This is a genomic window from Paenibacillus sp. FSL R5-0912 (genome assembly GCF_000758605.1).
Lineage (GTDB): Bacteria > Bacillota > Bacilli > Paenibacillales > Paenibacillaceae > Paenibacillus_AQ.
Map to the genome: position 1 here is coordinate 7458438 of NZ_CP009282.1, position 19481 is coordinate 7477918.

Annotated in this window: 16 protein-coding genes; 7 read left to right on the forward strand and 9 right to left on the reverse strand. The window is 52.4% G+C overall.

The genetic code is table 11. The features are described 5' to 3' along the window. Positions 1-118: 118 nt before the first annotated feature. Both R50912_RS31675 and R50912_RS31680 read left to right on the forward strand, forming a co-directional pair. Positions 119-3724 carry a response regulator gene (locus R50912_RS31675; RefSeq protein ID WP_231637748.1) on the forward strand — a complete coding sequence of 1202 codons (3606 nt, stop codon included), beginning with the start codon at positions 119-121 and terminating at the stop codon, positions 3722-3724. Positions 3725-3732: 8 nt separating this feature from the next. Then, positions 3733-4908: an ATP-binding response regulator gene (locus tag R50912_RS31680; RefSeq protein ID WP_042240745.1), complete on the forward strand. Its 1176-nt coding sequence runs from the start codon at positions 3733-3735 to the stop codon at positions 4906-4908. Positions 4909-5074: 166 nt separating this feature from the next. On the opposite strand, the gene R50912_RS31685 is transcribed toward R50912_RS31680, so the two are convergent. Then, positions 5075-5467, reverse strand: a complete 393-nt coding sequence (locus R50912_RS31685) for a winged helix-turn-helix transcriptional regulator (RefSeq protein WP_197073007.1) — start codon at positions 5465-5467, stop codon at positions 5075-5077. Positions 5468-5637: 170 nt separating this feature from the next. On the opposite strand from R50912_RS31685, the gene R50912_RS31690 reads away from it, so the two are divergent. Together R50912_RS31690 and R50912_RS31695 are read left to right on the forward strand one after the other, a co-directional pair. Continuing rightward, on the forward strand, positions 5638-6843 hold the full coding sequence (locus tag R50912_RS31690) for an MFS transporter (RefSeq protein WP_042240749.1): 1206 nt from the start codon (positions 5638-5640) through the stop codon (positions 6841-6843). 445 nt (positions 6844-7288) lie between these two features. Then, the gene (locus R50912_RS31695) at positions 7289-8131 is read left to right on the forward strand and encodes an aldo/keto reductase (protein WP_042240751.1); all 843 of its coding nucleotides are present in this window, start codon (positions 7289-7291) and stop codon (positions 8129-8131) included. Positions 8132-8520: 389 nt separating this feature from the next. On the opposite strand, the gene R50912_RS31700 is transcribed toward R50912_RS31695, so the two are convergent. From R50912_RS31700 to R50912_RS31710, 3 genes are all read right to left on the reverse strand, one after another. Further along, on the reverse strand, positions 8521-9447 hold the full coding sequence (locus R50912_RS31700) for an AEC family transporter (protein ID WP_042240753.1): 927 nt from the start codon (positions 9445-9447) through the stop codon (positions 8521-8523). 599 nt (positions 9448-10046) lie between these two features. Continuing rightward, on the reverse strand, positions 10047-10529 hold the full coding sequence (gene greA, locus R50912_RS31705; protein ID WP_042240755.1) for a transcription elongation factor GreA: 483 nt from the start codon (positions 10527-10529) through the stop codon (positions 10047-10049). 169 nt (positions 10530-10698) lie between these two features. Then, positions 10699-12162, reverse strand: coding sequence for a DHA2 family efflux MFS transporter permease subunit (locus R50912_RS31710; RefSeq protein ID WP_042240756.1), 1464 nt, complete (start codon positions 12160-12162; stop codon positions 10699-10701). A gap of 258 nt (positions 12163-12420) precedes the next feature. Here R50912_RS31710 and R50912_RS31715 point away from each other — a divergent pair, with 258 nt between their 5' ends. The 3 genes from R50912_RS31715 to R50912_RS31725 all read left to right on the forward strand — a co-directional run bounded on the left by R50912_RS31715 (position 12421) and on the right by R50912_RS31725 (position 14879). Then, a complete protein-coding gene (locus R50912_RS31715) occupies positions 12421-12858 on the forward strand; it encodes a MarR family winged helix-turn-helix transcriptional regulator (protein ID WP_042240757.1) in 438 nt (145 codons plus the stop codon). A gap of 88 nt (positions 12859-12946) precedes the next feature. After that, entirely contained in the window at positions 12947-14116 is a 1170-nt protein-coding gene (locus tag R50912_RS31720; protein ID WP_042240758.1) for an ATP-grasp domain-containing protein, read from the forward strand. A 13-nt stretch (positions 14117-14129) separates the two neighbouring features. Next, positions 14130-14879, forward strand: coding sequence for an esterase family protein (locus R50912_RS31725; protein ID WP_042240760.1), 750 nt, complete (start codon positions 14130-14132; stop codon positions 14877-14879). Positions 14880-14945: 66 nt separating this feature from the next. Here R50912_RS31725 and R50912_RS31730 read toward each other — a convergent pair whose 3' ends face one another. From R50912_RS31730 to R50912_RS31750, 5 genes are all read right to left on the reverse strand, one after another. Further along, positions 14946-15233 carry a DUF6509 family protein gene (locus R50912_RS31730; RefSeq protein ID WP_042240761.1) on the reverse strand — a complete coding sequence of 96 codons (288 nt, stop codon included), beginning with the start codon at positions 15231-15233 and terminating at the stop codon, positions 14946-14948. A 124-nt stretch (positions 15234-15357) separates the two neighbouring features. Next, positions 15358-16455, reverse strand: coding sequence for a dual-specificity RNA methyltransferase RlmN (gene rlmN / locus R50912_RS31735; RefSeq protein WP_042240763.1), 1098 nt, complete (start codon positions 16453-16455; stop codon positions 15358-15360). A 193-nt stretch (positions 16456-16648) separates the two neighbouring features. Further along, the gene (locus tag R50912_RS33760; protein ID WP_052416794.1) at positions 16649-17968 is read right to left on the reverse strand and encodes a polysaccharide deacetylase family protein; all 1320 of its coding nucleotides are present in this window, start codon (positions 17966-17968) and stop codon (positions 16649-16651) included. Between the two features lie 5 nt (positions 17969-17973). Continuing rightward, positions 17974-18696: a hypothetical protein gene (locus R50912_RS31745; RefSeq protein WP_042240764.1), complete on the reverse strand. Its 723-nt coding sequence runs from the start codon at positions 18694-18696 to the stop codon at positions 17974-17976. 330 nt (positions 18697-19026) lie between these two features. Then, the gene (locus R50912_RS31750) at positions 19027-19383 is read right to left on the reverse strand and encodes a nucleotide excision repair endonuclease (protein ID WP_197073008.1); all 357 of its coding nucleotides are present in this window, start codon (positions 19381-19383) and stop codon (positions 19027-19029) included. Positions 19384-19481 lie beyond the last annotated feature (98 nt).

Here is a 19481-nt window from a genome sequence, read left to right on the forward strand (position 1 = left end):
AAAATCTTGTAAATTTAGGTTTTTCGGTATTTTCTCTATGTCTTCTATTTCGCCCGCCGTCTATAGAAAGTATACTTATACATATTTGGTAGTACTAACTGAACAAAGGCGGCGAACTATGAGGATTAAACAACAGGTTTGGTTAGCAACACTCGCATCTATACTGCTGCTGGGCAGTATGATTACTATATCTACTCTCTATCTGGAGGGCATTCCCCGAATTTTCGCTACTGCATTAGGCGGGGTCGGCATTCTGATTGGAATAGGCCTCATCTTCAGCATTCAGCGGAATATAGACCACGGGCTGGACCGGATTACGAGTATCTCCCGGGATATCGCCGATGGGACGCTTAACCCTGCAGCCGCAGCTACTGTGCGCAAGGATGAATTCGGCCAGCTCGCGGACTCTTACTATACGCTGGCCGCCGATCTTCACCACAGAGCCGCTGAAGAACGCGAACTGCGCATGAAAGCGGAGGAGCAGGCCTGGATTAATACGCAGGTGTCTGAGATGGCTATGCAGCTTCAAGGATCGGTGCATCTGCAGACAGCAGCGCGTGTATTTATCAGCAGGCTGGCTGTCGCTGTCGGCGGAAGCTATGGAGCCGTATATATGAAGCAGGAAGGTCAGCTGAATTTCGCAGCTGGCTATGCCTTTGACGAATCGGCACGCCGCCTCGAACCCATCCAGCTGGGCAGCGGACTGGTCGGACAATGCGCGGTGGATCAGCAGACCCTCGTGCTGGTGGATCTTCCGGAGCATTATATCAAAGTCCATTCCGCGCTGGGTGAAGCTTCCCCTTCATCGCTTATCGTAGTCCCGATTATGCATGAGCGGGAAGTGGTAGCCGTAATGGAGCTGGCAGCTTTGCACCCGTTTGGCTCCAAGGAGCACGAGCTGATCGAGCGGACCGGTCAGAACATGGGAGTGCTGATCAATACTTTGGCCGGCGTGGCCAGAATTGAAGAACTGCTGAGTGAAACCCAGCTGCAGAAAGAAGAGCTCGAAGCGCAGACCGAGGAACTGACGGCACAAACCCAAGAGCTGGAGGCACAGACCGAAGAGCTTATGGCCCAAACCGAGGAACTGCGGCTGCAGACCGATCAGCTCCAGGATCAGGGAGAAGAGCTGAAGATGCAGGCCGAGAACCTGCTGTCCTCCAATGAAGAGCTTCAGGCGCAAATGGAGCTGACAGAGGAACAAAAAGCCGAGATTGAAGCCCAGGCCGATGAACTGAGGCAGCAGACGGAAGAACTGTACGCCTCTAATTTGGAGCTGCAGCAGCAGATGGAGATTACCAGCCGTCAAACCGCGGAGATCAAGGCGCAGGCTGACGAATTGTCTGCCGCCAACCGCGATATGCAGCAGCAGCTGCAGATTACTGAACGCCAGAAGGCCGAGATTGCCGATCAGGCCGAGGAGCTTCAGGCGCAAACGAACCAACTGCTGGACCAGAAGGAGGAACTCCAAGCCCAGACAGAGGAACTTCAGACGCAGACGGAGGAACTTCAGGCCCAGACGGACGAGCTGCAGGCGCAGGCCGATGAACTTCTGACCCAAAAAGAAGAACTCGCGGCCTCCCATGACCAATTGCTGCTTCAAGTTGAACTTACCGAACAGCAGAAAGAGGAGATTCAGGCGCAGGCCCAGGAAATCTTCTTAGCTGCCCAGTATAAATCGGAATTCCTTGCCAATGTGTCGCATGAGCTGAGAACACCGCTGAACAGCCTGCTGATCCTCTCGCAGATTCTCGCCGAGAACAAGGAAGGCAATCTTGAGGCGAAGCAGCTGGAATATGTGCATACCATCTTCTCTGCAGGCAAGGATCTGCTGCAGCTTATCGACGAGATTCTCGATCTGGCCAAGCTGGAGGTCGGCAAGATGACCTCCGTTCTTGAACCGGTCTCTTTGCAGGACCTTAGCAACCACGTCTTCCGCCATTTTGAACAGCAGGCCAAGAAAAAGAATCTCCGGTTCGATGTCCATTCAGACAGCAGGCTACCTGACCATCTGATGACCGACGGCCACAGACTGCAGCAGATCATGAATAATCTGTTGTCCAATGCTATTAAATTCACCCCGGAGCAAGGCTCCGTTTCCCTGTCCATCCGCACCAGCGGCGAAGAAGTAATCTTCTCTGTCAGTGATACCGGCATCGGCATTGCCGCCTCCAAGCTGGGGAGCATCTTCGAAGCGTTCCAGCAGGCGGACGGCACCACCAGCCGCAAATACGGCGGCACCGGTCTTGGGCTCACGATCTGCCGCGAGCTGGCTACCCTGCTGGGCGGAAGAATTGAAGTGGATTCCGTTGAAGGCAAAGGCAGCACCTTCTCGCTGATCATTCCTGCAGTCGAGCCGGGAGAGGACGCACAGGCGCTGGCTGCCGCTACCTTTGCAGCCGCAGCCACTGCGGATATGCCGGGCTGCGAGACCAACAGCCGGGAGAATCCAGCTTTCCGGGAATCGTTCGTTCCCGATATTTCCATCTCGAATCCGAAGCTGCTGCAATATGCCGAGATGGAAGATGACCGCGGCAATCTGCTCCCCGGTGACATCCTCCTGCTGATCATAGAGGAGGATGCGGAATTCGCCACTATGCTGCTTGAACTGGCGCGCAGCCGGGGCTTCAAGGCGATCGTCGCCTTCCAGGGCGATCAGGGTCTGGCGCTTGCACATGCCTACAAGCCCGACGCCATCCTGCTGGATCTGCATCTTCCCGTTCTGGACGGCTGGTCAATTATCAGCCGGCTGAAGAGCCGGCCGGAGCTGCGCCATATTCCGGTGCATGTCATCTCGACAGCCGAGGAGAATCAGCAGAGCCTGGCGATGGGCGCCTTGTCCTTCTGGAAGAAGCCAAGTGATTATGCCGAGCTGGAGGCAGCCTTCCTGCAGATTGAGACGTATATCCGCCGTCCGGTGAAGAGCCTGCTGATTGTTGAAGACAACAAGATTCTGCGCAGCAGCCTTGTCGAATTCATCGCCCATCCCGATGTGAACATTATTGCGGTCGGCACAGGCAGGGAAGCGATGGAGCATCTGGCCAGTCATCATTTTGACTGCATGGTGCTGGACTTAGGCCTGTCGGATATTTCCGGCTTCGATCTGCTGGAGCAGGTCAAAACCAACCGTAAGCTGCAAACCCTGCCGGTCATTATCTATACAGGCAAGGATCTCAGCAAGAACGATGAGCAGCGCCTCAAGCACTACGCCGAGAGCATTGTCATCAAGAATGTACGGTCTATGGAACGGCTCTACGATGATACGGCCTTATACCTGCACCGCAAGCATGCCGATCTGCCGCCAGACAAACAGCGCCTGATCGAGAATCTGCACAATCCGGAGTCGGCGTTTGCCGGAAAAAGCATACTGCTTGTGGATGATGATATGCGTAATATTTTTGCGTTATCCAGTGTGCTCGAAGGTTATAATATGGAGATCAGCTTTGCCCAGAATGGTAAAGAAGCCCTTGAGCATCTGGAGACACACCCGGATGTTGAGCTCGTATTCATGGATATTATGATGCCAGAGATGGATGGTTACGAGACCATGAGGCATATCCGGCTCAGACCGGAGTATGAACAGCTGGTGATTATCGCGTTAACCGCCCGCGCCCTGGAGGAAGACCGGGTCAAATGCCTGCAGGCCGGAGCGAACGATTATATATCCAAACCGATAAATACGACACAGCTGGTGAGTGTGCTGAAATTATGGTTGATTCAGTAGGAGGAATTATGGAGTATCCTATTAATATTTTACTTGTCGATGACCGGCCGGATGAGCTCCTGTCGATACAGGCTTTGCTGGCGGACACCCCTTATCAGCTGATTGGTGCAACCTCCGGCATGGAGGCCCTGAAGTGTCTGCTGGAGCAGGAGTTCGCCCTGATTATTATGGATGTGCTCATGCCGGACATGGATGGATTTGAAACGGCGAAGCGGATCAAAGCGCGTCAAAAGTCGCGTGACATCCCGATTATATTCCTCACCGCGCTGACTTCAGAGCTGGAGAACTATATGATGGCCTATTCAGCCGGAGCTATAGATTTCCTGACCAAGCCGTTCCATCCGATCGTGCTCAAGAGCAAAATTGACGGCTTCGTCCGCCTCTATCAGACCCACAAAGAGCTGCAGCTTAAATCCCAGGAGCTGGAGGCGGCGAATAGCGTCCTGACCGAGCTGAAGGACACTGCCGAAGTCGCTCTACGGATCAAAAGCGGCTTCCTCGCCATGATGAGCCATGAAATTCGCACACCGCTGAACGGAATTATTGCCATGTCAGATGTACTGCGGACCTCTGAGCTGGCGGCGGATGACCTGGAAATGGCCGAAATCATTCATACAAGCGGCCACGCGCTGGTGTCTGTCATTAATCATATCCTGGACTTCACCAAGATTGAATCCGGCAAAATGGAGCTGGACTATGAGCTGTTCAACCTCCACTCCTGCATCAAGGAAACCGTGGATCTCTTCCGGGCACTCGCCAAGGAACGCAATCTGGCCCTGGAGACCTTCATTGATCCTGCCATTCCCGCGCTGCTCGTGGGCGATCCCAACCGTTTGCGCCAGGTACTGAACAACCTGATCGGCAATGCAATCAAGTTCACCTACTCGGGCGGCGTTAAGGTAGGGGTTCATCTCCGGCAAGCGATGGATAGGGTAATGGAGCTTGAGTTCATTATTGCAGATACCGGCATCGGCATTCCTGCGGACAAAATGAAATACCTGTTCCAGCCGTTCACCCAGATCGGCGCTACGATCAACCGTAAGTTCGGGGGGACCGGACTCGGGCTGTCCATCTGCAAAATGCTGGTCGACCTGATGGGCGGAACAATCTACGCTAAGCAGGATGTTGAGCAAGGTGCCGTCTTTATCTTCACGATTCAGGTCAGTGAAGGACAACCGGATTAAGACGGGCCGAGTCCATCTGATGATTTCCGCAACTGTACCGTATTCTTTTGAGCAGAACTCCCGGAGTCCAGGCACATCAAAGAACCGTAAGTCTCCGGGGGGAGACTTACGGTTCTTTGTGTACGCTCATAGGTCTGCTGCGCCTTATTCCACGCTTATTCCACGCTTATTCCACGCCGCCAGGCAGCATTTCCACCTTTTTGTTGTTCAGCACATTGTCCTCAAGCACGGCGAATTTATCGCCATACTCTTTAATAATATGCTGTTCTCCCCAGGCGCACAGGGAATCCAGAATGGACCCGAGCGTCTGTCCATATTCGCTCAGCTCATATTCCACTTTGGGCGGAACCTGATTATAGCTAATCCGGTTGACGATGCCGTCCTGCTCCAGCTCGCGGAGCTGCTGGGTCAGCATTTTCTGCGTAATATTCGGCATATGCCGCTTCAGGTCGCTTGTCCGCAGCTTGCCATGCGTCAGGTGGCATAGTATAACGCATTTCCACTTCCCCCCGATCACTTCAAGCGTAGCCTCGACCGAAATATTATATTTTTTAGCCATTATAGTGCCTCCTGTATGCTCACTGTACATCCCTTTATGTGTCGCCAGCGGGTAGTTTATGGGTACTTTTTGGTACCTATAGTACTTTAAAGTACGTACTGTCCATTTTCGTATCTGTACTCCATAATAGCACTTACCGGCCGGTGATTACCATAGTAGGAGTGAAGAACATGTCTCTGGACACAAAAAGAAGTACCCTCGCGCTGCTGGCTCTGGCGGTCAGCGCCTTTGCGATAGGAACAACCGAGTTTATCAGTGTCGGGCTGCTGCCGCTCATTGCTGATGACCTGAATATATCCGTGACCACCGCCGGATTAACCGTAACTCTGTATGCACTCGGCGTAACCTTCGGTGCGCCTGTGCTAACCTCGCTGACGACAAGAGTCTCCCGCAAAACACTGCTGCTCCTGCTGATGCTCGTATTCATCGCCGGTAACAGTCTTGCGGCCGCTGCTGGCGGAATCGGCACTCTGCTGGCCGCCCGGGTGATATCCGCCCTCTCGCATGGCCTGTTCATGTCGATCGCCTCCACCATCGCCGCCGATCTGGTGCCCGAGAACCGCAGGGCCAGCGCCATCTCCATTATGTTCACCGGGCTTACCGTAGCTACGGTCACCGGCGTGCCGCTCGGCACCTTCCTCGGACAGCAGCTGGGCTGGCGGGCTGCCTTCACCGCCATTGTGGTGATCGGCATCCTCGCGCTGATCGCCAATCTGATTCTGGTACCCGCCGGACTCCGCAAGGGGACCCGTACGCCGCTGCGCGAGCAGGTTAAGCTGGTGACGAACGGCCGCCTGCTGCTGGCTTTTGCCATTACAGCCCTGGGCTACGGCGGAACGTTCGTCGTCTTCACCTATCTCTCCCCGCTGCTGCATGAGATCAGCGGCTTCCAGGAGAAGACGGTCGCCGTGATCCTGCTCGTCTATGGCATCGCCATTGCCATCGGCAATGTGATCGGCGGCAGAGCAGCGAACCGCAAGCCGATGAACGCCTTATTCTATATGTTCGCCCTGCAGGCTGCCGTGCTGCTGATCTTCACCTTCACGGCTCCATTCAAGACCGCTGCCCTGATCACCATCTTCTTCATGGGGCTGCTCGCCTTCATGAACGTCCCCGGGCTGCAGGTCTATGTAGTAATGCTGGCTGACCGGTTCGCACCCGGCGCCAGAGATGTCGCCTCTGCCGTCAACATTGCCGCCTTCAATGCAGGCATCGCCATCGGCGCCTATCTCGGCGGGCTGGTCACCGATCATATGGGACTGATCCACACCGCCTGGGTGGGCGCAGTCATGGTCTTCGGGGCCGTTCTGCTCACGGCCTGGAGCCGGGCGCTGGAGAACAGAGACGAGCGTATGCAGCGGACGGAAGCTGCTTAACCTGCAATGCTGTGTACGCCGCAAAAGGCAGTGTGCGCAGTCAAGAGGTATGTATGGTCTGATTTAGGCTATAGCTGCCGCAATCCCTTTCTCGTATTAACTCGCCGGCTATGGCGGGGAGAGCTCCTTGCTTCCTAAAATCCTGCCCAAAATACAACATTACCCTTTTTATTCCGGGCAAATTTCAAGATTGTTGGATAAAAGGCAGCATTTCTCGTCTTGTAAGCAGCTTATCGAAGAAATTATTGTATTTAATACAACAATCCTTTAGAAAATCCAGATATCAGGGAATCAAAGCTGCACTACGTACAACATTTTGCCCGTCCAGTTTGAAATTAATGTTTTCATTCTGTCATCAGCGAATCAGATCTGCGGATTGAATGTTCCGCTTGTCTAATTATTATCTTACCTTTAACTACACTATTCCTTCAGGAGGTCATTCAATATGGCACAGCATTTACAAGATACAACTATACTTCAGGGCGGCGTGAATATGCCGTGGGTTGGACTCGGAGTTTTTCAGGTAGAGGACGGCGACGGGCTGGTGCAGGCGGTGAAGTCCGCAATTGCCCACGGCTACCGCAGCATTGATACAGCCGCAGTCTATGCCAACGAACGCGGAGTGGGGCAAGCAGTCAAGGAAGCTATGGCCGATAACAAGCTGGCCCGCGAAGAGCTGTTCATAACCTCCAAGGTCTGGAATGCAGACCTTGGTTATGAAGAGACCCTTGCCGCTTACGAGGCCAGTCTTGAGAAGCTGGGCCTTGACTACCTTGATCTGTATCTCATTCACTGGCCGGTGAAGGGCAAATACAAGGAGTCCTGGAGAGCGCTCGAAGCCCTCTATAAAGCAGGCCGCGTCAAAGCCATCGGCGTCAGCAATTTCCAGATTCATCATCTGGAGGATATTCTCCAGGATGCCGAGATCAAGCCGATGGTCAATCAGGTTGAGCTGCACCCTTATCTGTCCCAGCAGCCATTGCGGAGCTTCGCTAAGACGCATGGTATCCAGATGGAAGCATGGGCTCCGCTGATGCAGGGCCAGCTGCTGGATCAGCCGGTGCTGGCTGAGATCGCCGCCAGCCACGGCAAGTCCGTTGCCCAGATCATCCTGAGCTGGGATCTGCAGCATGGGATCGTCACCATTCCGAAATCAACCAGAGAGCAGCGGATCATCGAGAACGCCTCCCTGTTCGATTTCGAGCTGAGCAGCGCCGACATGGAGCGCATTGACAGCCTCAATCGGGATCAGCGGACCGGCCCCGATCCGGACAATTTTGATTTCTAAGCGGTAGGCGTTCCGCCAGGTGTCCAGCACGCATTATAACTGCTATATACGGCACACTTAAGATTTGAATTTGAAGCTTGGTCGTCACTGCGCTGAACATTTGGACTTCCGGCCGTTGTTGTCCCCAGATTCACATGATTCGAACCGCTTTTCGCGGTAGAAATCCGGTGACAAAGCGGTCGCTATCGCTCCTACAATTCCAAATTCCCCCTCCGCTTTGTTTTTGCTTTTCGTTAATTTCTTTAGTGCTTCTTAATATAATAGTAGAAGCTCCCGCCTTCACACTCTGAAGGGGGAGCTTTTTGCTCTTACTCTTTGCTCTTACTCTTTACTCTTTACTCTCATTCTTTACTCTTCGCCCCTTTGCCCTTACGTTGCCTGCTCTGTCTCTACCCGCCCACCACAGCAATCAACACTGGGAGAGCCAGGAAGGACGCCAGCGTAGTCCAGACAATACAGCGCGAGACCAGCGCAGGCGAGCTGCCGAAGCGTTCGGCCAGCACTACGGAATTGACGGCTACCGGCATCGAGGCCAGAATCAGCAGCACCGAGAATAAGGTGCCCGTAATATTCAGCGCAAGCAGCACCAGCGCGGCCAGCAGCGGAGCCAGCAGCAGCCGGACGGTCAGCCCCGTCCAGAATGCAAGCTGCACGTTGCGCTCCGTATGCGCAGCCCGGACCTTCACCATCTGTGCGCCGAGGATCGCCAGCACTACCGGCGAGTACGCTCCTGCGGCCATCGATAAGCCCGAAGCCAGCTCATGCGGCATATGCAGGCCGAGCGCCCGTAGCAGTAGGGCCACCATGGCTGCATAGATGGCCGGCAGCGAGAAGACCGACTTCACGGCGCTGCGCACCGAGAACTGTGATCTGGCGGCAAAATACACGCCGATTGTATTCACAATCACCATCTGGGCGATGACATAGACCGAGGCCTTGTCCAGGCCAAGCTGGCCGAAGGCCAGCAGCACCAGCGGCAGACCGTAATTGACGCTGTTCGTGAAGGTGGAGATGAGCGTCAGGCCGGCGGCTTCCGGCGGAGCCAGCTTCAGGATTTTGCCGATCAGGGTAGCCAGCCCCCATAAGAGAAACAGATTCAGCAGCGAGAATGCGAGCGTCTTATAGACATCATCGAACGAGATATCCGCCGTAGCGAGCGTATCCAGAATAATCGCCGGACTGAGAAAATACAGGTACAGCGTCAGCAGGGGCTTCGTGTCGAGATTCTTATAACGTCCGAGCAGCGCCCCGGCGGCCACCGGAATGGACAGCGGCACAATAACCTCCACAAGTGTCGATAGCACAGTCTGAATCACAAGCCAGGACCCCTCTGTTCTTTAGTTACTCCCTACTATAACTCCCCCGGCAGGGAGCGTCTAAGACACGGAATCAATATCCTTAATAGAAACTGCCTATGGCAGCCCGCCGCTTGCAGTCTTTGCAACAAATTCCGCCCGAAGGGCAGAATCGGCACCTTACCAAGGGATAGATTAGACCTTACTCCCCCGCCCTGCCAAGGTGCCTGACATTCACCTGGAAGTGACGGCATAGCATCCCACACTGAGGCAATAGTTGGAAAAACGTATCTTAATTCGGCTTTTTATGATCCTTTGCCGCAATTAAGTGGATTAACGTCATTTAATTTCCTGCCTTTTCTCTATTCTGATTTATATGCAGCCTATTAAGTGCTGATTTTCCAACTATTGTCCGGCAGGTAATCTTCCGCTCATAAGCAAGTGGAGAAATTCCATCTATTTCGATCCACTGGCTCTACCTCCACCACCGGTTATCAGGCGCAGCGTATAAATTCATATCTTTAGACAAAAAATCCTGTACCCTTATTAAAGCAGGGTACAGGATTTAAGAATTACAGGATTTAAGAATTACAGGATTTAAGAATTACAGGATTTAAGGTTTACAGCATTTTAATCTCAAGCAGCTCATATTTGATAACGCCCATCGGGGCATTGACGCTGATAATGTCGCCCACTTTTTTGCCGATCAGCTCTTTGCCGAGCGGACTTTCGTAAGAAATCTTGTTGTCCAGCACATCAGCCTCTGCGGGACCTACCACTCTATATTCAATCTTTTCGGAGTATTCCACATCATTCAGAATAACGATGCAGCCCACGCTGACTGTGCTCAGATCCATATTGCTGGAATCCACAATCTGCGCCTTGATCAGCATCTTCTCCAGAATCATGATCCGTGTCTCCATGAAGGATTGATCCTCCTTCGCGGAGTGGTATTCGCTGTTCTCCTTCAAATCGCCGTAGCTGATCGCCAGCTTAAGCCGGGCCGCAAGCTCCTTGCGCCCTGCTCCCTTAAGTTCTCTCAGCTCTTCTTCGAGCTTGGCTAACCCTTCTTTCGTCAAAAACACTTCGTCATTGTTGGACATATTTACAACTCCTATTATTTGCTCGCTTTATTGTATTCTAACTCATATCCGCCCAACATGCGAAGAGAAAGCGCTACAATGGAGAACTTCCACTAGGACCGGCAAGAATCTGGCGTGGCGGGTTTGCTGTGTATCTGGCGATAACTTCAGTAGTCGCCCGCCTTCTGCTTCACGCGTCAGCCTGCGACGCAGGAGCTGCCGCAGCCTTGCCGTCTCCGCTTCTCAGCAGAAAGGTCAGCGGAATTGCCAGCAGGCCAACACCTGTAGCGATCAGGAAAATATCCTGTACGCCCAGGGTCATTCCCTGCGCCTTGATCAGTGCACCTGCCGCAGAAGCTCCGCCGCTGAGTTCCTGCTGATGGGCGAGTGATCTGGAGGCGAGCAAGGAGCTGAACACGGCAATGGACAACGCGCCTGTAGCCTGGCGGACCCAGTTCGTCACAGAAGAAGCATGCCCCGTGATCTGCTTGGGTACGGCTGACATCCCGGCATTCGTTACCGGCATGAAGGCCAGGGCAATGCCAACATTGCGCAGGGCCATCAGCATCGCCACACGGGTATGTGTAACGGCCAGCGTAATATGGCTAAGCTCCCAGGTTGAAGCGCTCAGCAGCAGAATACCGCTGAGAATGAGCCAGAACGGGCCAATCCGGGAATACAGCTTGCCGACGGCCGGCGACATGACCGCCATCACGATTGAGCCCGGCAGCAGCACCAGTGCCGTCTTCAGCGGAGTGGACTGCTGGATATCCTGCAGGAAGACCGGAATTAAGAAGGTCCCCGAGTATAACGCAACGGTAATAATACAGTTGATGATCAGACTGTAGGTGAACCGGTTCTGCTTGAATACCTTAAGGTTCAGCAGCGGCTCCTGCAGCGACAGCTCCCGGCGGATGAAGTAGGTTAAGGCCGCTGCGCCAACCAGCAGCAGGGATAAGGTCTTCCATGAGGTCCAGCCCCAGGCATTCCCCTTATTGAAGGCCAGAATAATAAAAGCGCTGCTCAGAATCACGGTCACGAATCCCGGCAGATCGAAGCTTCTGCTGCTGGCGGTTTGACGCTGGAACGGCAGGCATTTCAGCGCTACCACAATCGCGATCATGCCGATCGGCAGATTGATCATGAACAGCGACTTCCAGCCGAAGTACCCGGTGAGCCAGCCGCCGAGCGTTGGCCCGAAGGCAGGAGCCAGCATGGAGGACAGGCTCCAGAGGCTCATGGCGAAAGCCTGCTTCTCTTTCTCGATAAACTGATAAATCATCGTCATCGTCGTCGGGATAATCAGCCCGCCGAATATTCCCTGCAGGGTCCGGAAAATAATCAGGGAATGAATACCCCAGGCCACGGTACACAGCCCCGAGAACAAGGTGAAGCCTGACAGGGCAAACACATAGAGATATTTATAGCTCCACTTGTCGCCGAAATACCCTACGACCGGAGCAATTACGCCGGTAGCCAGCAGATAACCCGTAATCATCCATTGCACTGTGCTGATCTCGGCATGGAAGTTTTTCAGAAACACCGGGAACGCAACGTTAATCGTTGTTGTACTGAGAATAGCCATGAAATTACCGAAAAAGATGGCCAGAATAATAAGCCAGAATGATGAATTTTTTGCCGTCTGATTACTCAAGTATGCTCTCTCCTCTGCACTGCCACCACTATAAACCTTAGCTTCACACTAATATAGGTGTATGATACAATCATTTTAGCATATGTGTATTATACAACTATATTTTCGGAAGTCAATATGACTTATTTCATCAGAGTTTCATTATGCTCTCATAAATAACCGGTAGCTTTCGCTAAGGGCTGTATTATCACTTATAATATGGAGACATATAAGGCTGGACCTTAAGAATTACTCAATCATAAAGGACGGATACTAACTATGGCTGATGAACAGACTGATAAAAACCTCGAAACCCTGAACCATGAGCTGATTACGCTAATCCGCCTCGGTTCGCTCGATAAAAAACATGGCGGCCTGGACCGCTCCTCCTACACCCTGCTCCACCATCTGTCGAACCACGATAAGGTAGGCGTTAAAGCGCTCGCTGAAGAATTCGGCCTCGACACCTCTACCATCAGCAGGCAGACGAGCGTCCTTGAGGCGAAGGATTATGTGGTAAAGGTGCCAGATCCGCAGGATGGAAGATCGAGCTATTTTCAGATTACCGCGCTGGGTGCCCAGACGTTTGCCGAGGCCCGGGACATCCGGCTACAGCGCTATGAGCAGATTTTTGAAGACTGGTCTCCCGGGGACTGCCAGACCTTCAGCGGACTGCTGGCCCGGCTCAACCGGAAACTGCAGCAAAAGTCAGACTAAGGATTGACGAATAATGACGAAACTGGTAGATTGAATTAATCATACAATTTAACTCGGAATTATATTTTAGCCAAAGGGGCTGGTCCGCATGAACTTTATCTTCTTTTCCCCGCATTTCCCCAAGAACAGCGCTGATTTCTGTACCCAGCTGCAGCAGCAGGGGGCGACGGTGCTCGGGATTGGCGATGCCGAATATGACCAGCTGGAGGACAAGCTGAAGTTGGCACTGACGGAGTACTATAAGGTAAGCAATCTGGAGAGCTACGAGGAGATCCTGCGGGCCGTTGCTTTTTTCACCTATAAATACGGTAAGATTGACCGCTTCGAGTCGCTGAATGAATACTGGCTGGAGCAGGATGCCGCCATCCGCACGGATTTCAACATTTACGGCACCAAGTCCGATTTCGTCTCCAACCTGAAGCAGAAGTCCAAGATGAAAGAATTCTTCCATAAAAGCGGTGTGAGCACCGTTCAGTTCTCCACCGGGACTACGCGTGAAAGCGTGGAGAGCTTCATCCAGAGCGCCGGCTTCCCGCTGGTGGTTAAGCCCGATCTCGGCTCCGGGGCCAGCAATACGTATAAGATCAGTAATGAAGAGGAGCTGCAGCACTTTTTTGACACCAAGCCGGATGATGTGGCCTTCATTATTGAGGAGTTCATCGACGGGGTCATCCTGACCTATGACGGTCTGGTCGATATTGACGGCAACGTCCGGTTCGCGGTCAGTCACCTGTTCGAGAACAGTGTCATGGATGTCGTCAACACCGACAACCACCTCTACTACTTCTGTCTGCGGGAGATCAGCCCGGAGGTTGAGGCGGCCGGGAAGAGCATTCTGAAGGCTTTTGACATCCGGGAACGGTTCTTCCATATCGAGCTGTTCAAATCGCACAAGGATGGCCGGATCATTGCCCTGGAAGTGAATATGCGGCCGCCGGGCGCCTGGATGACCGATGCCATTAACTTCTCCTACGATGTGGATGTCTACAAAGAATGGGCCAGCATGGTTGTGCATAACGAGGTCGGCGGCCCGTACGATGGCAAATATTACACAGGCTATGCCAGCCGCAAGAGTCACAAGCATTATGCGCACAGCCACGAGGACATCTACCGTGAATTCGGCGGGAAGATTGTGAATTATGCCGAGATCGAAGAGGTATTCAGCAGAGCCATGGGCAACAGTGCGTATCAGTTCCGTTCACCCGAGCTTTCGGAGGTTAGGGACATCAGAGGTTATATTCACCAAGAAGAGGGATAGGATGTGTTAACGGATGAGGATAAGCTATCATAAGGAGTACAGCCACAACCTGGGCAGAGACATGGAATATAAAATATACGGCCACGCCGGCAAACCGATGCTCGTCTTCCCCACCTCGCTTGGACGCTTTTATCAATATGAGGATTCGGGCATGATTGACACGCTCTCCTCCTTCATTGAAGCGGGCAAGCTGCAGATTTGGGCCTGCGACAGTATTGATGAAGAGACCTTCTTCTCCACTCACTGGAATAATGAGGACCGGGTCCACCGTCATGAGCAGTATGATAAATATATCGCATATGAGCTGATTCCCGGCATTCTCCACCAGAGCAAGCAGAACAACGGAGGGACCGATCAGCGCATTCTGATCTCAGGCTGCTCTATGGGCGCTTATTACAGTGCCAGCTTCTTTTTCCGTTATCCGCACTATTTCGATACCTTAATCGCCCTGAGCGGCGTCTATTCCACCTATTATTTCTTCGGCGACTATATGAGTGAGCAGATCTACCTGAATTCACCGCTGCATTATCTGCCGGAACTGACGGATGATTATTATCTGAACCAGTACCGCAGCAGCAACATCATCGTCTGCGTCGGACAAGGCGCGTATGAGGACGAAATGCTGCATGAGACCCGTCTGCTTCAGGATGTGCTCGGACGCAAAGGCATTCCCGCACGGATCGACTACTGGGGGCATGATGCCAGCCATGACTGGCCGTGGTGGAACAAGCAGATTCATTATTATGTGGAAGGCTGCTTGTAACACTTTATAGAAAAAAAAGGAAACTGCTAGGTTCAGCAGTTTCCTTCCATTACTTACAGCCGAGTCTTATTCAGGCAAATGCTCTGAACAGAACAGAACCAGTGCTGCTTCCTCGTCTTCTTCCATATCGAAATCGAGCAACTGGCCTGACGAGGTTTCCTGCAGATCGTAGCTGACAATGCTTGTCTGCTCCTCTTCCACTTTAACAATCACACGGGCGGAAACTCCGTTCTCTACGTACAGCTCATCATCCTCAGGTACATCAATATTAACGACGAATTCATATCTCTTGCCGCTTAGTATACCAAAAGGATCTCTTACGTTCTCCACGGTGTAGCTTGTAAATGTCAACAAGTCGCATTCCTCTTTTCTCAATTCACTGCTGCCAGATTATTGTAACACAGGGCCGGACAAAAAGAACGGTGCGAAGTGAATCCATCACCGGCACCGTTCTTATAATATCATTCAGAAGCTGCATTTATCCTACAATGGCGCTGCCAGTCTCCGCTGCTTTGCCCTTGGTCTTCTTGATCTGCTTGCTGCGAAGCTGTCCGCAGGCCGCATCAATATCGACTCCATGCTCCAGCCGGGTGCTGACGCTGACACCCTGCTTCTTCAGCGTGTCGAAGAACGCACGTACGGATTCCCGCTCGCTCCGCTGATACTGGCTATGCTCATCTACCGGATTATACGGAATCAGGTTGACATTCGCCAGCTGACGCCGGTCTCCGATTAACTCGGCCAGCTCCAGAGCATGCTCCTCACGGTCATTGATATCCTTCAGCAGGATATACTCCAGGGTAATTCTCCGGTTGGTCTTCTCCAGATAATAATCAATCGCCGGCATTAACTTCTCTATAGGAATGGCACGGTTGATCTTCATGATCTGTGTCCGCAGCTCATTATTCGGCGCATGCAGGGAGATCGCCAGATTGACCTGCATATTGGCGTCAGCGAATTCTCTGATTTTGTCAGCCAGACCACTGGTGGATACGGTAATGCCTTTGCCGGCAATGGCCAGACCCTTGTGATCCTTGATCGTAATCAGGAAATTCAGCAGATGCCGGAAATTATCGAATGGCTCACCAATGCCCATTACGACTACATGGCTGACCTTTTGTCCAAGACCGGCCTGATCCAGATCAAGCTGGACCTTCATAATCTGCTCGACAATCTCGCCGCTGGTGAGATCGCGGCTCTTCGCCAGCAGCCCGCTTGCGCAGAAGCTGCAGCCGATATTGCAGCCGACCTGAGTGGTAACGCAGACGGACAGACCATACTTTTGCCGCATAAGCACCGTTTCAATCAGGTTGCCGTCCTGTAAGCGGAACAGGAATTTGACAGTGCCGTCAGCCGATTCCTGCTTCACATGCTCTTCCATCGTCTGAAAGACATAATGCTCTTCCAGCAGCTGTACACAGTCCGGGTTCATCCCCGTCATTTCTGCAAAGCTGGTAACCCGCTTGCGGTATAGCCATTCCCAGACAGCAGATGCACGGGATTTCTTGTGCCCATGCTCCAGCAGCCAGGCGGTCAGTTGTTCCAAAGTCAATCCATAAATGGATTCTTTATTCATTTCATATCCTCTTTTCAAAACGTTAAAGTTCAATCAATCTATTCTACCTTGCGGGGGACATTAGCAACAACAATAACTTATTGTCTCAAATTTTGTTTATTAAAACAAGGGGAAACACTGCCGATTCCGGGTCTTTTCCGTGCACATACGCAGAAAAAGCGCACCCCTCCATCCGGGATACGCTTCCTGGTTTTTATTTGAAGACGGCGAACTTTAGTCCCTGTGCCTGAAGATACTCAATGATCTCAGGAAGCGCCTGGACCGTAACTGCTTTCTCGTGCAGCAGATAGATGCCGCCGGACGGGTCCGTTGTATGGAAATAACGGAGGACCTGCGGGGCATTATCGGCTTTCCAATCCTCGGTATCCCGGTTCCAGAGCAGCAGCTTCATATGCTGCCGCTTCGCTTCAGCGGCCAGTTCATCGTTGACTGCACCATAAGGCGGACGGAAGATCGTTACCGCCGAGTTCATGTTCGACTCCAATTCCCGGCTGGCCCGCTCCAGATTCTTGCGGTTCTCCTCAGGGCTGTTCCGTGTCATATCACTATGATCCCAGGAATGGCTGCCTACTGGCATACCATGCTCATTAGCATAGCGGACCTCTGCCGGGCGGCGGCTGGCCTTCTGTCCAATAAACAGGAAGTTCGCCGCCACACCATACTCGTCCAGAATATCTACAATCTGCCTTGTGTACTGCGAGGGCCCATCGTCGAAGGATAAAGCCACATAACCCTGAGGCAGGCTGTATTCATAGCTATTCCCGTCCAGTTCTATCTCTTCAACCGCAGTCTCCGGAGCAGCTGCAGAGGTATCTTCCGGAGTATCTTCCGGGGCCTCTTCCGGGACTGCCGGGACTTCGCTGCTCTGGTAGGCCACCGTCTGGACCGCCGGTATAACATTAATAAGGGGACTGCTGCTGACGTCCGCAGCTACGGCCGATTGTACAGAAGCAGCTACGGCCGATTGCACCGGGTCCTCATGGGCTTCTGCACTGCTGCTGAACAGCTTCCCGTCCATGCGCAGCAGGAACAATGCGATGAGGCAGCTGAACAGAATGCCGCGCAGCAGTATAGCCCGGGCAGGCCGCAGGCTGCGGCTGCGCCTCACATGCCCAGGTTTGTGATGATGCAATTCAAGTGACGGTACATGAGCTGCAGGCCCGGGCTCAGCTGGACGTTCTTCCTCCTGCCGCGCCTTCACAAGCTGCGAGGCATACTCCTCGGAGCAGCCATAATACAGCGTTTCGCTAAACGTCTGGTTCATTTTGATCAGGGAGCTGAAGAAGCTGCGGCGGAAGGGGTCCCATTTGGGATAGAGAGACAGACGCACACGCTGACCCGCGAAGGGACCAAGCATACTCAATTGCACATATGTATATTCATCGATGAATAGTATTTGGCGGGCGGAACCGCTGCTGTGGGTTAAACCTACCTCCATCTGATAGACGCCCTGCCTCTGCTCAAGGGACAGCAGCTCTACCATCCGAGCAGCGATCGCCGGGTGCACTGGCATAAATCCTATGTATCTCCGTTGCTGTCGTTACGCTCTGCCGGCGGAGTGTTTCCGCTAAAGGGTACGGTCATGCGGTTGGTGAAATCACTGATCATGCTGGAGAGGTAGGTTTTCTCCTGCCGGACCGTATCGTATTTCTGCTTCAGGTGACTGTTCTCTGTCTCCAGGCGCCCGATCTTCTCTTCGAGCTCATTCATCCGCTTCAGCTTCTCGGAGATGGCATCATTATGTTTTTGTACAAGATTGGCATATTTCTGCTGCTCCAGATCAATAGTGCTCTTGAGCTCATCCATTTCCCCGGATAAGGTCGTGTGCAGCTCACGGTAATCCTCCAGCACCTGGTCCACCTTCAGATTCTTCTCCACCAGCTTATGCTCTAGCTCCAGAATGCTCTTCTCCCGCTCTTCAATTACCTTGTTCAGGTTCCTCAGATCCCGTCCCAGCCTCTCCACATGACTGCTGGAGTGATTCAGCCGGTCCTGCAGCTCATGGTTGTTCGTTTCAGCATGCGCTCTCGCCTGAATCATCTGTTCTACTGCGAAGATCAGGTCCAGCGACTTTTTATCCAGCTGCGCTTTGCCGACGGACACGAGGGCGGGAGCACTTTCAGCCTTCTCATAATTATCGCTATCTTCGGGCGGAAGTTCGGCCAGTTGAACCTTTTGAACCATACCCGGTTTGGCCGGTTTGTCCACAGCTTCTTTCTTCTTAAAAAACGGAGCCGCCATCTATAGAATCACCTCATTATAAATGTCAAAATATGTCGAGCATGTACGTGTTCATTATAGTTGATTTAGCGGATACGTTAGTGAGCCTTAATATCTAACTTTACTAAATGTATCCAAAGGCCCAAGTCGCGCCTTCCAGCTGCTGCCCGGCTCATTTCAAGACGAATCACCCCTGCCATTTGTACTGGATGTTCCCGTAAAATAAGAACTGCAACGCGCCTGATAATCCCGGATTATGCCTGCGTGTTGTCATAGCACCCTAGAGCCAGAGCAAATTCCTGAACAACAAAAAAACGCAGTCTGCAGAGACCACGCTTTTCATCCAAACTATTATTTATACAGTACCTTCTCCACATTGTATTTCGCCTTAAGCTTGTTCACAATGTAAGTCTCATAAATTTCTCTGTCGACCGGGTCTTCCACGATGCAGACTTCAATCTTGGTAACTTCGTCACGGTGTGGCTTCATGACCGATACGTTATCTTCGAAGTGCTTCTTGATCCGCGGTCTCAGTTTGCGTGCCTTGCCTACAAACAGCAGCTCATCCTTGTCATTGTAGAACATGAAGATGCCGCCAGCTTCGCGGGTGATCAGGTGAAAATCCGTAAATCCGTAAATATGGCTGAGCACAGGGTTCTCCTGCTTAAAAATAGTAACTTCCGGTGCCGGAATGGTAATGCTGATCATTAAGCTCACTTCCTCATTGTATATAGAAATAAATAGTATCACAGATTGGGAAACCTGACTATTTCTATCTTCTGCAGATAACCTGTGTTTTATGAGGG

Excerpts from the sequence above, each read along its gene's own strand:
- R50912_RS31680 (WP_042240745.1), top strand. The coding sequence starts at position 3,733 with ATGGAGTATCCTATTAATATTTTACTTGTCGATGACCGGCCGGATGAG.
- R50912_RS31675 (WP_231637748.1), top strand. The coding sequence starts at position 119 with ATGAGGATTAAACAACAGGTTTGGTTAGCAACACTCGCATCTATACTG.
- R50912_RS31715 (WP_042240757.1), top strand. The coding sequence starts at position 12,421 with ATGGCTGATGAACAGACTGATAAAAACCTCGAAACCCTGAACCATGAG.
- R50912_RS31725 (WP_042240760.1), top strand. The coding sequence starts at position 14,130 with ATGAGGATAAGCTATCATAAGGAGTACAGCCACAACCTGGGCAGAGAC.
- R50912_RS33760 (WP_052416794.1), bottom strand. The coding sequence starts at position 17,968 with ATGCCAGTGCACCCGGCGATCGCTGCTCGGATGGTAGAGCTGCTGTCC.
- R50912_RS31695 (WP_042240751.1), top strand. The coding sequence starts at position 7,289 with ATGGCACAGCATTTACAAGATACAACTATACTTCAGGGCGGCGTGAAT.
- R50912_RS31745 (WP_042240764.1), bottom strand. The coding sequence starts at position 18,696 with ATGGCGGCTCCGTTTTTTAAGAAGAAAGAAGCTGTGGACAAACCGGCC.
- rlmN (WP_042240763.1), bottom strand. The coding sequence starts at position 16,455 with ATGAATAAAGAATCCATTTATGGATTGACTTTGGAACAACTGACCGCC.
- R50912_RS31685 (WP_197073007.1), bottom strand. The coding sequence starts at position 5,467 with ATGGCTAAAAAATATAATATTTCGGTCGAGGCTACGCTTGAAGTGATC.
- greA (WP_042240755.1), bottom strand. The coding sequence starts at position 10,529 with ATGTCCAACAATGACGAAGTGTTTTTGACGAAAGAAGGGTTAGCCAAG.
- R50912_RS31750 (WP_197073008.1), bottom strand. The coding sequence starts at position 19,383 with ATGATCAGCATTACCATTCCGGCACCGGAAGTTACTATTTTTAAGCAG.
- R50912_RS31690 (WP_042240749.1), top strand. The coding sequence starts at position 5,638 with ATGTCTCTGGACACAAAAAGAAGTACCCTCGCGCTGCTGGCTCTGGCG.
- R50912_RS31720 (WP_042240758.1), top strand. The coding sequence starts at position 12,947 with ATGAACTTTATCTTCTTTTCCCCGCATTTCCCCAAGAACAGCGCTGAT.